This is a genomic window from Streptomyces sp. NPDC091289, assembly GCF_044757365.1.
Taxonomy (GTDB): domain Bacteria; phylum Actinomycetota; class Actinomycetes; order Streptomycetales; family Streptomycetaceae; genus Streptomyces.
This window is the reverse complement of record NZ_JBIVUT010000007.1, coordinates 53,912-68,828: the sequence shown is the minus strand read 5'-3', so window position 1 is coordinate 68,828 and position 14,917 is coordinate 53,912. Positions and strand designations below refer to the sequence as shown.

The 14,917-nt window shown below is 72.5% G+C and carries 12 protein-coding genes; 7 read left to right on the top strand and 5 right to left on the bottom strand.

The features are described from left to right. Nucleotides 1-150: 150 nt before the first annotated feature. The 3 genes from ACIQPT_RS10935 to ACIQPT_RS10925 all read right to left on the bottom strand — a co-directional run bounded on the left by ACIQPT_RS10935 (nt 151) and on the right by ACIQPT_RS10925 (nt 2,377). Nucleotides 151-585 carry a hypothetical protein gene (locus ACIQPT_RS10935; protein ID WP_401154778.1) on the bottom strand — a complete coding sequence of 145 codons (435 nt, stop codon included), beginning with the start codon at nt 583-585 and terminating at the stop codon, nt 151-153. A gap of 89 nt (nt 586-674) precedes the next feature. Continuing rightward, nucleotides 675-908, bottom strand: coding sequence for a ferredoxin (locus ACIQPT_RS10930; protein WP_103531809.1), 234 nt, complete (start codon nt 906-908; stop codon nt 675-677). After that, the gene (locus ACIQPT_RS10925) at nt 908-2,377 is read right to left on the bottom strand and encodes an aldehyde dehydrogenase (RefSeq protein ID WP_401154776.1); all 1,470 of its coding nucleotides are present in this window, start codon (nt 2,375-2,377) and stop codon (nt 908-910) included. Before ACIQPT_RS10925 ends, ACIQPT_RS10930 begins: the two co-directional genes overlap by 1 nt. 191 nt (nt 2,378-2,568) lie before the next feature. Here ACIQPT_RS10925 and ACIQPT_RS10920 point away from each other — a divergent pair, with 191 nt between their 5' ends. From ACIQPT_RS10920 to ACIQPT_RS10895, 6 genes are all read left to right on the top strand, one after another. Then, nucleotides 2,569-3,651 carry an MBL fold metallo-hydrolase gene (locus tag ACIQPT_RS10920; RefSeq protein ID WP_401154774.1) on the top strand — a complete coding sequence of 361 codons (1,083 nt, stop codon included), beginning with the start codon at nt 2,569-2,571 and terminating at the stop codon, nt 3,649-3,651. 348 nt (nt 3,652-3,999) lie between these two features. Next, a complete protein-coding gene (locus ACIQPT_RS10915) occupies nt 4,000-5,250 on the top strand; it encodes a prenyltransferase/squalene oxidase repeat-containing protein (protein WP_401154772.1) in 1,251 nt (416 codons plus the stop codon). Next, entirely contained in the window at nt 5,247-5,990 is a 744-nt protein-coding gene (locus tag ACIQPT_RS10910; protein WP_401154770.1) for an SCO2322 family protein, read from the top strand. Before ACIQPT_RS10915 ends, ACIQPT_RS10910 begins: the two co-directional genes overlap by 4 nt. Beyond that, nucleotides 5,987-7,162 (top strand): energy-coupling factor transporter transmembrane component T, encoded by a 1,176-nt coding sequence (locus ACIQPT_RS10905; RefSeq protein WP_401154768.1) that lies wholly within the window; start codon nt 5,987-5,989, stop codon nt 7,160-7,162. The genes ACIQPT_RS10910 and ACIQPT_RS10905 overlap by 4 nt, the downstream gene beginning before the upstream one ends. Then, complete coding sequence (locus tag ACIQPT_RS10900; RefSeq protein ID WP_401154767.1) at nt 7,159-8,964, top strand: ABC transporter ATP-binding protein; 1,806 nt, start codon at nt 7,159-7,161, stop codon at nt 8,962-8,964. The genes ACIQPT_RS10905 and ACIQPT_RS10900 overlap by 4 nt, the downstream gene beginning before the upstream one ends. After that, nucleotides 8,961-9,839: an ECF transporter S component gene (locus ACIQPT_RS10895; protein WP_401154765.1), complete on the top strand. Its 879-nt coding sequence runs from the start codon at nt 8,961-8,963 to the stop codon at nt 9,837-9,839. Before ACIQPT_RS10900 ends, ACIQPT_RS10895 begins: the two co-directional genes overlap by 4 nt. Before the next feature lie 61 nt (nt 9,840-9,900). On the opposite strand, the gene ACIQPT_RS10890 is transcribed toward ACIQPT_RS10895, so the two are convergent. Further along, the gene (locus tag ACIQPT_RS10890) at nt 9,901-11,079 is read right to left on the bottom strand and encodes a steroid 3-ketoacyl-CoA thiolase (RefSeq protein ID WP_401154763.1); all 1,179 of its coding nucleotides are present in this window, start codon (nt 11,077-11,079) and stop codon (nt 9,901-9,903) included. A 338-nt stretch (nt 11,080-11,417) separates the two neighbouring features. Here ACIQPT_RS10890 and ACIQPT_RS10885 point away from each other — a divergent pair, with 338 nt between their 5' ends. After that, nucleotides 11,418-12,671 (top strand): cytochrome P450, encoded by a 1,254-nt coding sequence (locus ACIQPT_RS10885; protein WP_401154761.1) that lies wholly within the window; start codon nt 11,418-11,420, stop codon nt 12,669-12,671. 122 nt (nt 12,672-12,793) lie between these two features. Here ACIQPT_RS10885 and ACIQPT_RS10880 read toward each other — a convergent pair whose 3' ends face one another. Continuing rightward, nucleotides 12,794-14,878 carry a phosphatase PAP2 family protein gene (locus ACIQPT_RS10880; RefSeq protein WP_401154759.1) on the bottom strand — a complete coding sequence of 695 codons (2,085 nt, stop codon included), beginning with the start codon at nt 14,876-14,878 and terminating at the stop codon, nt 12,794-12,796. Nucleotides 14,879-14,917 lie beyond the last annotated feature (39 nt).

Here is a 14,917-nt window from a genome sequence, read left to right as displayed (position 1 = left end):
GCTGGGCGGAAGGCTTCATGGGCTAGCGATTGTCGCCGGCGCCGGCCCTGCCGCCTCTGCCCGGGCTTCAGGCCAGGGCGGCGAAGTTCAGAGGAACTGTCCGGGTTGACGGTGGTTCAGCCGTCGGCTTTGTTCCCGACATGCAGTTCCCTACAGCGACATGCCGCAGTACAGGCGTTGTCGCGGCCCGGCGTCGCGGGCAAGTTCGCTGAGGCGTTCCAGGAAGTCGGCCAAGAGCCCTGGGTCCTGCCCGTCACCGTCCTCCGTGCAGGTCCACGCGGTGGCGGCTTCCAGAAGGCGCCCCGGGGTGGCCGCCGCGAGAGCGTCACGGAGGCCGTCCGTGAGCGAGACGAGCCAGGGCCCTTCGCTCTCGGGGTCGTTGAGCAGTTCGCAGAAGCGAGGGTCAGCTTCCACTTGCTCCTCGGATACTTCTGTCAGGTGAGCTTCGACGGTTCCGAGAAGCAGGTAGGGGTCTGCCCCTTTGAGGCCGAGCGTGCCGAATGGGTCGTCCGCACTATCGGCTTCGAACAGCGCGAGGGCTTGCCTGTCGTCGGTCGCCGCGTAGTAGTCGTAGATGTTTCCCATAGCTGGATAGTGTCAGCTCGGGGGCGGCGTCGTTCAGGGTGCAGCCTGGCGCGTACCCACAAGGCTCCGGACCGGGCTCCGGGCACCCCTCACTCCTCCGGCGGGAACACCACCTCCCCCGACCCCGCCAGCGTCAGCGTGATCGCCTCCACCGGGCAGCCCTCCGCCGCCGCGAGGACCTGTTCGCCCGCGTCGCGGTCCTCCTCCGTCGGGTGGGACTGGCGGGCCGAGTCGAGGTGGAAGGCGTCTCCCGCGTGGTTGACGCACATGCCGGAGCCGATGCAGACCGAGCGGTCCACCTCCACGTGCCAGCGGTCGCCCATCACGCCTCCCGGTAGCCGGCGGGCAGGTGGATCATCTTGTGCTCGAAGAACTCGCCGTAGCCCTCGGGGCCGAACTCGCGGCCCAGGCCCGAGTTCTTGTAGCCGCCGAACGGGCCGAGCATGTCGAGGCTGAAGGTGTTCACGCTGTACGTGCCCGTGCGGACGCGGCGGGCCACGTCGATGCCGCGTTCCGTGTCCGCCGTCCAGACGCTGCCGCTGAGGCCGTACGGGGAGTCGTCGGCGATGCGGACCGCCTCGTCCTCGTCTCCGTACGGGATCAGGCAGATCACCGGGCCGAAGATCTCCTCGCGGGCGATGCGCATGGAGTTGTCGACCGAGCCGAAGAGGGTGGGTTCTACGTACCAGCCGCGTTCCTGCGATGCCGGTACGTTGCCGCCCGTGAGGATCTTGGCGCCTTCCTCCTGACCCAACTTGATGTAGTCCAGGGAGCGTTGCTGTTGGCGTTGGGCCACCAAGGGGCCGAGTTCTGTTGTCGGGTCCAGTGGGTCGCCCACCCGCAGCGCTCCGGCCGCCGCCGCGAAAGCCTCCGCTATCTCGTCGTAGCGGCTGCGCGGGGCCAGGATGCGCGTCTGGGCCACGCACGCCTGGCCGTTGATCATCCAGGCGAACGGGACGATGCCCGCCACCGCCGCCTCCAGGTCCGCGTCCGGCAGGATCACCGCTGCCGACTTGCCGCCCAGCTCCAGGGTGACGCGGGTCAGGTTGCGCGACGCCACCTCCATGACGCGGCGGCCCGCCGCCACCGAGCCGGTGAAGGAGACCTTGTCCACGTCCCGGTGGCCCACCAGGTACTCGCTGACCTCCCGGTCGGCCGGGAGGATGGAGAGGACGCCGGGCGGCAGGCCCGCCTCTGCCGCGATTTCCGCCAAGAGGTACGCGTCCAGCGGGGTTTCCGGGGAGACCTTCAGGACCGCCGTGCAGCCGGCCAGGAGGGCAGGGGCCAGTTTCGCCGCCGCTGTGAACTGCGGGACGTTCCACGGGACCACCGCGGCCACCACGCCCACCGGTTCGCGGCGGACCAGGAGCGGGCCGAGGACTCCGTCGCGCCGTTCCTCGTACGGGAACGTACGCGCCACCGTGATCGCCGAGTCCCAGACCATCATCGCGGCCAGCGCCTGCACCATGACGCTCGAACTGTACGGAGTGCCGTTCTGGGCGCTGATCAGACGCGCGAACTCCTCGTGGCGTACGGCGAAGGCGTCCTTGATCCGGGTGATCACCGCGATCCGCTCATCCAGCGGCATGCGAGGCCAGGGGCCCTCGTCGAAGGCCTGGCGGGCGGCGGCCACCGCCCGGTCCACGTCGGCCTCGGAGGCGTGCGGCACGCGGCCGATGACCTGTTCGGTGTGCGGGGAGATCACCTCGATGACCTCGGTGGAGAGCGGATCGGTGAACTCCCCGCCGATGAACAGGTGTCCGTGTTCCACAAGCTCCGTACGTTCCGTCATGGCTGTCGCCTCCCGCGAACCCGCACACCCGTAACTGACTGTTCGTCAGAACTGATACCAGTTCCTGTTTCAGGAGTCCACGGTGCGGACCGCACCCGGGCAGCGAATAATTGGTAGACCTGGGCTACCACTGGAACGAGTTCTCGTTACAGTTGGCTCAGCGCACGCCGCCGAGCAGAGATGGGGAGCCCATGACGCAGGTGCCGCATGTGCCGCAGGTGCCGCAGGTGCCGCAGGTGCCGCAGGTGACCGACCACGGCGGAGGCGTCCACAGCATCAAGGTGCCCATCCCCGACAACCCGCTGGGACACACTCTCGTCCATCTCGTCGACACCGACCGGGGCCCGGTCCTCATCGACACCGGCTGGGACGATCCCGCCTCCTGGGACACCCTGGTCGCCGGGCTCGCCGCCCTCGGCACCGCCGTCACCGACATCCACGGCGTCGTCATCACCCACCACCACCCCGACCACCACGGCCTCTCCGGCCAGGTCCGCGAAGCCTCCGGGGCCTGGATCGCGATGCACGAGGCCGACACCGCGATCGTCCGGCGCACCCGGGAATCCGAGCCCGGCACCTGGCTCGACTACCTCACCCGCAAGCTCGCCGCCGTCGGCGCGCCGGACGACCACCTCGCCCCGTTGCGCGCCGCCCGCAGCGGAGGGCGGCTGCGGACCCTGCCCGGGCTGCGCGCCGCCCTGCCGGACAGGGAGATCGTCCCCGGCGAGCTGCTCGACCTCGCCGGGCGGCGACTGCGTGCCGTCTGGACGCCCGGGCACACCCCGGGCCATGTCTGCCTCCATCTGGAGGAGCGGCATCCGGCGGATCTGGCGGGGCACGGGCGGCTGTTCTCCGGGGATCACCTGCTGCCGGGGATCAGTCCGCACATCGGGCTGTACGAGGACCCGGACGACACCGCCGTCACCGATCCGCTCGGGGACTATCTGGCCTCGCTGGAGCGGATCGGACGGCTCGGGGTGGCCGAGGTGCTGCCCGCGCACCAGCACGCGTTCACCGATGCGGGCGGGCGGGTGCGGGAGCTGCTGGACCATCACGAGGAGCGGCTGACCGGGCTCCTCGCGCTGCTCGCCACGCCGCTCACGCCGTGGCAGGTGGCCGAGCGGATGGAGTGGAACCGGCCCTGGGAGCAGATCCCGCACGGGTCGCGGTCCATCGCCGTGTCGGAGGCCGAGTCCCATCTGCGGCGGCTCGTGAAGCTCGGCCGCGCGGAGGCCGTCCCGGGCGGGCCCCCGGTGACGTACATCGCGGTCTGAGCCCGCAGCCCGCGGAGCCCCTGCGCGCCCGGAGCGCCGTACTGCCACCCGAAGCCCCCGGTCCACGGTGACCTACATCGCGGTGTGATCCCCCGGCCCCTCCCCTACGGACCGGTAGAGTGAGCAGGTCGTCATCATGCCCGTACAGGGGGAAGCCGGTGCGAATCCGGCGCAGCGCCCCAGCCGTGTCCCGTCCGCCCGACGGCAGCCGGACCGCCCTCCGCGGAGCGTGACCGGCTCGGGCCACCGGAACCCCGGTGGCCGGCACCGTCGAGGCATACGGGGCCGGAGCCCGGTGCCCTCGTGCGCCCGGGGAGTCCGGCCCTCGCAGGAGAGGCCCAGCCAGCCATGACCGTACGCCGCAGCGCAGCCGCGCTCGCGACCACCGCCGTGCTTCTGGGCGCGGCCGCACCCGTAGCGGTCGCCGCGCCGAGTCCTTCCCCGTCGGCGGAGCTGCCGGCCGGGCTCTACGGCACCACGGACCCCACGTACGACGGGGTGTGGCGGCAGTCGCTGGCCTTCCTCGCGCAGAAGATCGAGTACGTCACGCCGGCCACCTCCGCCGTGGACTGGCTGGTGGGCCAGCAGTGCGACAGCGGCGCGTTCACCTCGTACCGCGACGCCTCCAAGCCGTGCGACGCCTCCACGGTGATGGACACCAACGCCACCGCCGCCGCCGTGCAGGCCCTCGTCGAGGTGAACCAGCACCGTGACGCCGCGAACAACGGCGCGGACTGGCTGAAGTCCGTGCAGAACGAGGACGGCGGCTGGGGCTACAACCCCGGCAGCCCGAGCGACGCGAACTCCACGTCCATCGTCATCGGCGCGCTCGCCCGGACCGGTGTCCCGGTCGGCGAGATCACCACCGCCGACGGCAGCACCCCGTACACCGCGCTCCAGGCCCTGGCCATCCCCTGCGGGGACAAGGACGGCGGCGCGTTCGCCTACCAGCCGGGCAAGAAGGGCGAGCTGACCGCCAACCTGGACGCCACCGCGGCCTCGGTGCTCGGGCTGATGGGCAAGGGCATCGCCTCCGGCACGTCCAACGCGGTCAAGGACCCCTCCTGCACCAAGGGCGACGACCTCAGCCCGGAGCAGTCCGCCCAGAACGGCGCCTTCTTCCTCGCGGACACGCTGAAGAAGACGCCCTATCTGGAGCAGGCCCCGATGCCCGGCGCGGAGGACACCGAGCCGCAGCCCGACTTCGGCAACACCGCGGACGCGGTCGTCGCGCTCGCCGCCTCCGGGCACACGGACAAGGCCGAGGCCTCGGTCGCCTGGCTGCGGACGAACGCCAGGGACTGGGCGAGGCAGGGCGGTCCGGCCGCCACCGCGCAGCTGATCCTCGCGGCGCACGCCACCGGCGCGGACGCCCGCGACTTCGGCGGCGTCGACCTCGTCAGGCAGCTCAACTCGACCGGCCCCGCCCCGGCCGCCACCGCCCTCCCCTCGCCGACGCCGAGCGGTCCGCAGCCCTCCAGCGGCACCGACAGCGACGACAGCGGGCTGAGCCTGGGGTGGCTGATCGGTATCGGTCTCGCCGCCGGTGCGGGCATCGGTTTCCTGCTCAGCATGCGCCGGAAGAAGCAGCAGCCGTGAGGCGTACACCGGGTAGGCCGAGTACAGCGCGTACGCCGAGTGCGCCGCGTACGCCGGTGCCCGCGCGGTTGCGGAATCCGCTCGTCGCGCTGCTCGCCGCCCTGGTCGCCGCCTCGGCCGTGCTGCTCGGCGCGGGCAGCGCGGAGGCCGCCGGGTACCGCTACTGGTCCTTCTGGCAGGGCAACGGCAAGAACTGGGAGTACGCCACCCAGGGGCCGTCCCTCCTGCGCCCGGACGACGGTACGGTCCAGGGCTTCCGGTTCGCCGTGAGCGAGGACTCGGGCGACTCCGACCAGCCACGCCGCGCCCCGGACTTCGGAGCGATCTGCGCGGACACCCCGGCGGAGGACGGGAAGAAGCGGGTGGCGCTGGTGATCGACCCCGGTACGGCGGCGGACGCCCCGGACGGGGAGAAGCCGCCCGCCCCGCGCACGGCGTGCGCGCAGGTCGCGCCCGACGCCAGTAGTGCGGAGGCGCTCGCCGCGGTGGCGAAGCCGCTGCGGTACGACAGCAGCGCCATGCTCTGCGCGATCTCCGGTTATCCGAAGTCGGGCTGCGGCGAGCAGGTGTCCGGCGACGGCGGCAGCGCGAAGCCGTCCGAGCCGGCCAAGACCGTCGACGGCCAGGAGAAGGGCGAGGAAGGTGACGGCGGCGGTCCCTCCGCCGGGCTTCTCGTCGGCATCGGCGCCGTCCTGCTGCTGGGCATCGCCGCCGTGGTCCAGGCCCGCCGCCGCCGGTGACCGCCTCCCCCGCCCCGGCCCCGGCCCGGCTGCTGCGCCGCGCCCTGCACGCCCCCGAGGCGGACCGCGGCAACGCGCTGCCCGCCGGGGCGTGGTGGCTGTGGGCGCTGGGGCTCGCCACCGCCGCGTCCCGGACCACGAACCCGCTGCTGCTCGGGCTGCTGGTCGGGGTGGCGGGGTATGTGGTGGTGGCGCGGCGCACGGACGCGCCGTGGGCCCGCTCCTACGGCGCGTTCGTCAAGCTCGGGCTGTTCGTCGTGGCGCTGCGGCTCGTCTTCTCCGTCTTCCTCGGCTCGCCGATCCCCGGTTCGCACACCGTCTTCGTCCTTCCCGAACTGCCCCTGCCGGACTGGGCGCAGGGGGTGCGGATCGGTGGCCGGGTCACCGCCGAGCAGCTCGTCTTCTCCCTCTACGACGGGATGAAGCTGGCCACCCTGCTGATCTGTGTCGGTGCGGCGAACTCGCTGGCCAACCCGGCGCGGCTGTTGAAGTCGCTGCCCGGCGCGCTGTACGAGGCGGGGGTCGCCGTCGTCGTCGCGATGACGTTCGCGCCGAACATGGTGGCCGACGTGGTCCGGCTGCGCACCGCGCGCCGGCTGCGGGGCCGGCCGACCGGTGGGGTCCGGGCCGTGGCGCAGATCGGGCTGCCGGTGCTGGAGGGCGCGCTGGAGCGGTCGGTGGCGGTGGCCGCTTCGATGGACGCGCGCGGGTACGGGCGTACGGCGCAGGTCCCGGCCGCCGTCCGGCACACCACGAATGTGCTCACCCTGGGCGGGCTGCTCGGGGTGTGCGCCGGGACGTACGGGCTGCTGGCCGCGCAGGGGGCGGTGTACGGGCTGCCGTTGCTGCTGGCCGGGCTGGTCACGGCGATGGCCGGGCTGCGGCTCGGCGGGCGGCGCTCGGTGCGCACCCGCTACCGGCCGGACCGGTGGGGTGCCCGGGCCTGGCTCGTGGCGTGCTCGGGTGTGGCGGTCGCGGCGGCGATGATCTGGGCGGGGGCGGTGGATCCGGACGCGCTGCACCCCGGGGTCGTACCGCTGACCGCGCCGGTGCTGCCGCTGTGGCCCGCCGCCGCGGTGCTGATCGGGCTGCTGCCCGCGCTCGTCGCTCCCCTACCGCCGTCGACCCGGGCACACGGACAACCGGCGCATCCCAGCAAGGAGCAGGCGTGATCAGGTTCGAGCGGGTCTCCGTGCGGTACGAGGGCACGGAGCACCCCACGCTGTCCGGCGTCGACCTCACGGTCCCCGAGGGCGAACTGGTCCTGCTCGTCGGCCCCTCTGGTGTCGGCAAGTCGACTTTGCTGGGTACGGTCTCGGGGCTCGTCCCGCACTTCACGGGCGGGCTGCTGTCGGGCCGGGTCACGGTGGGCGGCCGCGACACCCGTACGCACAAGCCCCGCGAACTGGCCGATCTGGTCGGCACGGTGGGCCAGGACCCGCTCGCGCACTTCGTCACGGACACGGTCGAGGACGAGCTCGCGTACGGCATGGAATCGCTCGGCCTCGCCCCCGACGTGATGCGCCGCCGGGTCGAGGAGACGCTCGATCTGCTGGGCCTGGCCGAGCTGCGCGACCGGCCGATCGCGACCCTGTCGGGCGGCCAGCAGCAGCGCGTGGCGATCGGTTCGGTGCTCACCCCGCACCCGAGGGTGCTGGTGCTGGACGAGCCGACCTCCGCGCTGGACCCGGCGGCGGCCGAGGAGGTCCTCGCGGTGCTCCAGCGGCTGGTCCACGACCTGGGCACGACCGTGCTGATGGCCGAGCACCGGCTGGAGCGGGTGGTGCAGTACGCGGACCAGGTCGTCCTGCTGCCCGCCCCGGGCACCGCTCCCGTGATGGGGCCGCCCGCCGAGATCATGAAGGTGTCGCCGGTTCGGCCGCCGGTGGCGGAGCTGGGGCTGCTGGCGGGCTGGGACCCGCTGCCCCTGTCGGTACGGGACGCCCGGCGCGGGGCGGGCGGGCTGCGGGAGCGGCTGGCGGACGCGGTGCCGCCGGGGGATCCGGGGGATCCGGGGGCGTCGTCGGCCCCGCCGGTCTCGGAGGCGTCGGAGTCGTCGACGCTCACGGAGGAGGCGTCGGGGCCCTCGAAGTCGTCGGCGGGGCTGTCGGGCGCGCCCGTGCCCGTACCCGTACCGCATGCCTCCCGGCCCGGACGGTTCGCCCGGCTGCTGGGCCGTCGTGCGGCCGACGCGCGGGTCGCCCCCGCCGCCGATCCGGTCACCCGGGTCGAGGGGCTCGGGGTGCGGCGCGGCCGGGTCGAGGCGCTGCGGCGGGTGACGCTCACCGTGGCCCCGGGCGAGACGGTGGCCCTGATGGGGCGGAACGGTGCCGGCAAGTCCACGCTGCTCGGGGCCCTCGTCGGCATGATCGAGCCCACCGCTGGCACCGTGCGCGTCGGCGGCCTGGCCCCCGCCCGGACGGACCCCCGGGCGATGGTGCGCCGGGTCGGCCTCGTACCGCAGGAGCCGCGCGATCTGCTGTACGCGGACACGGTGGCCGCCGAGTGCGCCGCCGCCGACCGGGACGCGGGCGCGGCGGAGGGTTCCTGCCGGGCGCTGGTGTCGGAGCTGCTGCCGGGCGTCGGGGACGACACGCACCCCCGGGACCTCTCCGAGGGCCAGCGGCTGGCGCTCGCCCTGGCGCTGGTGCTGACGGGCCGGCCGCCTCTGCTGCTGCTGGACGAGCCGACGCGGGGGCTGGACTACGCGGCGAAGGCGCGTCTGGTCGGCGTGCTGCGAGGGCTCGCGGCCCAGGGGCACGCGATCGTCCTGGCGACGCACGACGTGGAGCTGGCGGCGGAGCTGGCGCACCGGGTGGTGATCCTCGCCGACGGGGAGGTCGTCGCGGACGGCCCGACCGGGCGGGTGGTGGTCTCCTCCCCCGCGTTCGCCCCGCAGACGGCGAAGATCCTCGCCCCGCAGGAGTGGCTGACCGTGTCCCAGGTGCGCGGCGCGCTGGAGGCGGGCGCATGAGCCGGAAGCCGGTCGTCGTACGGGAGCGGGCGGCCCGGCCCGTGCGACTCGGGCCGAAGTCGGTCGCCGTACTGCTGCTGACCGGGGCCGTCGGTGTGGTCGCCTTCGGGTGGCCGCTGCTGGCGGACGCCGGGTCCGGGCTCGCGCACGCGCGGGACGCGCCCTGGCTGTTCGCGGCGCTGCTGCCGCTGCTCGTCGCGGTGGTCGTGGCGACGATCTCCGAGTCCGGGATGGACGCGAAGGCCGTCGCGATGCTCGGTGTGCTGGCGGCGGTCGGTGCCGCGCTGCGCCCGCTGGGGGCGGGGACGGCGGGGCTGGAACCGATGTTCTTCCTGATGGTGCTGAGCGGCCGGGTGCTGGGCCCCGGCTTCGGTTTCGTCCTCGGCTCGGTGACCATGTTCGCCTCGGCGCTGCTGACCGGCGGGGTCGGGCCGTGGATGCCGTTCCAGATGCTGTCGATGGGCTGGTTCACCATGGGCGCGGGGCTGCTGCCGGGAGCGGACCGGCTGCGCGGGCGGGCGGAGCTGGCGATGCTGGCGGCGTACGGCTGCGTGGCGGCGTTCGCGTACGGCACGGTGATGAATCTGCAGGGCTGGACACTGATCACCGGTCTGGGGTCGGGCATCTCGTTCGTCGCGGGCGACCCGCTGCACGAGAACCTGGTGCGGTTCCTCGCCTACTGTGCGGCGACCTCGCTGGGCTGGGACCTGGGGCGGGCGGTGCTGACCGTGGTCCTGACGGTGACGATCGGGCCGACGCTGCTGAAGGCGCTGCGCCGGGCCACCCGCCGCGCCGCGTTCGACGCGCGGGCCGCGTTCGGGGAGCCGGAGGAGTCGCGGAGGCGGCCCGAGGGGACGGCCCCGGGCTCACCATGAAATGCCGTTACGGGGGCTGAGCCGCTGGGCCCCGGGCTCCCCGGTCGAAGAGGACTACGGGTCACAGCCGCTGGATGATCGTGCCGGTCGCCAAGGCTCCTCCCGCGCACATCGTGATCAGCGCGAACTCCTTGTCGCGGCGTTCCAGTTCGTGCAGGGCCGTGGTGATCAGCCGGGCGCCCGTCGCGCCGACCGGGTGGCCGAGCGCGATCGCACCGCCGTTGACGTTGACCTTCTCCAGGCCGTCGAGGTCCGCCTCGAACTCCTGCGCCCAGCTCAGCACCACCGAGGCGAAGGCCTCGTTGATCTCGACGAGGTCGATGTCCCGCAGCGACATACCGGCCTTGCCGAGCACCGCCCGGGTCGCGTCGATCGGGCCGTCGAGGTGGAAGTGCGGGTCGGATCCGACCAGGGCCTGGGCCACGATCCGGGCCCGGGGCTTGAGCTTGAGGGCCCGTGCCATGCGCTTCGACGACCACATGATGGCGCAGGCCCCGTCCGATATCTGCGAGGAGTTCCCGGCGGTGTGGATCGCGCTCGGCATGACGGCCTTCAGCCCGGCGAGCGCCTCCATCGAGGTGTCGCGCAGCCCTTCGTCCCGGTCGACGAGCCGCCACATGCCCTGGCCCGCCGCCTGCTCCTCCTCGGTGGTCGGGACCTGGACGGCGTACGTCTCGCGCTTGAAGCGCTCCTCCGCCCACGCCTCGGCGGCCCGCTGCTGGGAGAGCAGGCCGAGCGCGTCGACCCGCTCCCGGGTCAGGCCGCGTTTGCGGGCGATGCGCTCGGCGGCCTCGAACTGGTTGGGCAGGTCCACGTTCCACTCGTCGGGCCAGGGTTTTCCCGGGCCGTGCTTGGAACCGCTGCCCAGCGGCACCCGGGACATCGCCTCGACGCCGCAGCTGATGCCCACGTCGATGACCCCGGCGGCCACCATGTTGGCGACCATGTGGGAGGCCTGCTGCGAGGATCCGCACTGGCAGTCCACGGTGGTGGCGGCGGTCTCGTACGGCAGGCCCACGGTCAGCCAGGCGTTGCGGGCCGGGTTCATCGACTGCTCGCCGGCGTGCGTGACGGTGCCGCCGACGATCTGTTCGACGCAGTCGGCCTGGATGCCGGTGCGGCCGAGAAGTTCACGGTAGGTCTCGCCCAGCAGATAGGCGGGGTGCAGATTGGCGAGTGCGCCTCCGCGCCTGCCGATGGGGGTGCGTACGGCTTCGACGATGACGGGTTCCGCGGCCATGAGCTCGTCCTCTCCTCGCGCTTCCGCAGGGGGCGTCCCGGCGCCCACGGAAGGAACTAGTACGCGTTCTAGTTCTGCAAGCAGTCTCGTGACGGCGGCCCGGCTGCGCAAGGGGCGTGCACGCACTGTGCGCGCGCCCTGCGAAGAGACCGCGGGCCCGCGCCGACACCGGAGGCAACAGATCCGGCCACGGCTCTTGCCACTTGTAGAACTCGTTACTACCTTGCGGTCACCTTCTGATGGAGCGTCAGACAATTGCGGCCGTCAGATAGTTGCGGCTGCCAGACAGTTGCGGCCGTCGGACGGTTCGCCGCCAGATCCGGAGTGGAGAGGTGCCCATGCGCTGCCCCCATCTGCCCGACGGGTTCGACTTCACCGACCCCGATCTCCTCCAATCCCGCGTGCCGCACCCGGAGTTCGCTCTGGCGCGGGAGACCGCGCCGGTCTGGTGGTGCACCCAGCCGCACAACATCTCCGGGTTCGGCGACGAGGGCTACTGGGCCGTCACCCGGCACGCGGACGTCAAGTACGTCTCCACGCACCCCGAGTTGTTCTCCTCGAACACCAACACCGCCGTCATCCGCTTCAACGAGACGATCAGCCGCGACCAGATCGACGTCCAGAAGATGATCATGCTGAACATGGACCCGCCGGAACACACCCGGGTCCGGCAGATCGTCCAGCGCGGCTTCACCCCGCGCGCGGTGCGCTCCCTGGAGGCGGCCCTGCGCTCCCGGGCCCGTGGCATCGTCGAGACGGCCCTGGCGTCGGCGGACACCGACGGCTCCTTCGACTTCGTGACGAACATCGCGGTGGAGCTCCCGCTCCAGGCCATCGCCGAGCTCATCGGCGTACCGCAGGAGGACCGTTCCAAGATCTTCGACTGGTCCAACAAGATGGCCGCGTACGACGATCCGGAGTACGCGATCACCGAGGAGGTCGGCGCCGAGGCGGCGATGGAGATCGTGGCGTACTCGATGAACCTGGCGGCGGCCCGCAAGGAGTGCCCGGCGCAGGACATCGTGAGCCAGCTCGTCGCGGCGGAGGGCGACGGGAACCTGTCGTCCGACGAGTTCGGGTTCTTCGTGATCCTGCTCGCGGTGGCCGGGAACGAGACGACCCGTAACGCGATCAGCCACGGCATGCACGCCTTCCTCACCCATCCCGAGCAGTGGGAGCTCTACAAGCGGGAGCGCCCGAAGACCACGGCCGAGGAGATCGTGCGCTGGGCGACCCCGGTGGTCTCCTTCCAGCGGACCGCCACCCAGGACCTGGAGCTGGGCGGTCAGCGGATCAGGAAGGGCGAGCGGGTGGGGCTGTTCTACTCCTCGGCCAACAACGACCCCGAGGTGTTCGACGCCCCGGAGGCCTTCGACATCACCCGCGACCCCAACCCGCACCTCGGGTTCGGGGGCGGCGGTCCGCACTTCTGCCTGGGCAAGTCGCTGGCCGTGATGGAGATCGACCTGATCTTCAACGCGATCGCCGACGTGCTGCCGGATCTGCGGCTGCTGGAGGACCCGCGACGGCTGCGCTCGGCCTGGCTCAACGGCATCAAACAGCTTCAGGTGAGCGTGGCCCAGGGGTCCTGACACCGTCCGCCGAGTGGCGGAGTGGGAGCGGCGGGCGGACCATGTAAGGACGCGGCGATCCATGCCGAAGGGGTGCCGGGACGGTGAACGTCGTCCCGGCACTCCTTCGGCCTGCTTTCCCGCTATGCGCCGCCTGCTGCTTTCCCGGCCGGTACGGGCTCCGGCTCGGCCGCGGGTTCCGCGGGAGACGGCTCCACGGATTCCGCCGCCGCTTCCCGCTCCCCGGTCGCCAGCCTGCGCGGCCCCGACAGCAGATACGTCAGCCCGAAGCCCAGCGATACGACCAGGGCGCCGCCGGCCGCGTCGAGCACCCAGTGGTTGGCGGTGGCCACGATCGCGGCGATCGTGAAGAGCGGGTGCAGCAGGCCCAGCGCCTTCATCCACAGCTTCGGGGCCAGCATCACGATCACCACACCGCACCACAGCGACCAGCCAAAGTGCAGCGACGGCATCGCCGCGTACTGGTTGGTGACGGTGGTCAGCGTCCCGTAGTCGGGCTTCGCGAAGTCCTGCACCCCGTGGACGGTGTCGATGAAGCCGAGGCCGGGCATGAGCCGGGGCGGGGCCAGCGGGTAGAGCCAGAAGCCGACGAGCGCGAGCAGGGTGGCGAAGCCGATGGACGAGCGGACCCAGCGGTAGTCGGCGGGGCGGCGCACGTACAGCACGCCGAGGATCGTCAGCGGGACGATGAAGTGGAACGTGGAGTAGTAGTAGTCGAAGAAATCACGCAGCCAGGTGATCTGGACGACCGTGTGGTTGACCCAGTGCTCGATGTCGATGTGCAGCCACTGCTCGATGGCATGGATCTGCCGGCCGTGCTCCTCGGCGAGCGGGCGGCCCGCCCGGGCGGCGAGGCGGACCTGGGCGTAGGCGTCGTAGACGACCCGGATGAGCAGGAGTTCCAGCAGCAGGTTGGGGCGGGTGAGGACCCGGCGCCAGAACGGCAGGAGCGGCACGCGTCTCCAGCGCGCCGCGACCGGTTTCGCGTAGTCGGTGGGGACCGGGTGCTGCCAGTACGGCGAGGTGCGGGGCAGGAACGGGGCGAGGCAGGCCGCGCCGAGCGCCGCGAGGAGCAGCACGTTGTCGCGTACGGGGAAGAGCGTCTCGAGGTTCGGCAGCAGCATCGTCGCCGGCAGGGTGACGGCCAGCAGCACCACGGACGGCCAGACCAGCCGGTCGGAGGCCCGCTTGCCGACCTTGCCGACGACCGCGAGGAGCACCCAGAGGAGCTGGTGCTGCCAGGCGGTCGGCGTGACGGCGGCCACGACGCAGCCGGTCACGGCCACCGCGAGGAGCAGTTGCCCGTCCTGGGCGTACCGCACCGCGCGCCGCAGGCCGATGACCACGACGGCGGCGGAGACCACCAGGAACAGGGCGATCTCGACCGGCCCTTCGAGCCCGAGCCGGAGCAGTGCCCCGTGCAGGGACTGGTTGGCCAGGCTGTCCGGCCGCTCGCCCAGTCCGGCGCCCGCGAGATGGTGCACCCAGTACGTCCATGAGTCCTTCGGCGCCGCGACCCAGGCGGCGGCCGTGGCGAGGGCGAAGGTCACCCCCGCGCTCACCGACGCCTGCCGCCTGCCGGTCAGCCAGAGCAGGGCGGCGAAGAGCAGCAGCACCGGCTGGAAGGCGGCGGCGAGGCCGACGAGGACGCCCGCCGCCCGGTGCTCCCGGACGACGAAGCAGGCCAGGAGCACCAGCAGGACGGGCAGGACGCTGGTCTGGCCCAGGTGCAGGGTGTTGCGGACCGGCAGCGACAGCAGGAGCAGGCCGATCGCGACGGGGGCCGCGAACAGGGCCGTCCGCCGGCCCACCGGTGTGGGCAGGGCCCGGGCCACGACGAGGCCGACGGCGACGACGAGCAGCAGGGACACCGACGTCCACACGACGCCCAGGGCCGGCTGGGCCGAGGCGGTGAGAGGTTTCAGGACCACCCCGGCGAAGGGTGTCCCGGTGAACCGGCCGCCGTCGTACAGCGAGCCCGTCAGACGCAGGACACCGTTCTCCCCGGTCCAGGCCTCCAGATCGAGGAGCCGTTCCCCCGGAGGCTGCCGGAGCACCACCGCCACCTGCCGTACCGCCAGCACGGCCACGACCAGCCAGAGCAGGGCCCGGGTCAGCCCGGTCCTCGCTCCTGTGTCCGCTGCCGCGTCACCGCGCACACTGTGATCCGCATTCGCCACGCTGCGCCGACCCTCCCACCGTTCCATGCACCGCCCCTTCGATTGGGGGCCATGCCGGATGAAGCC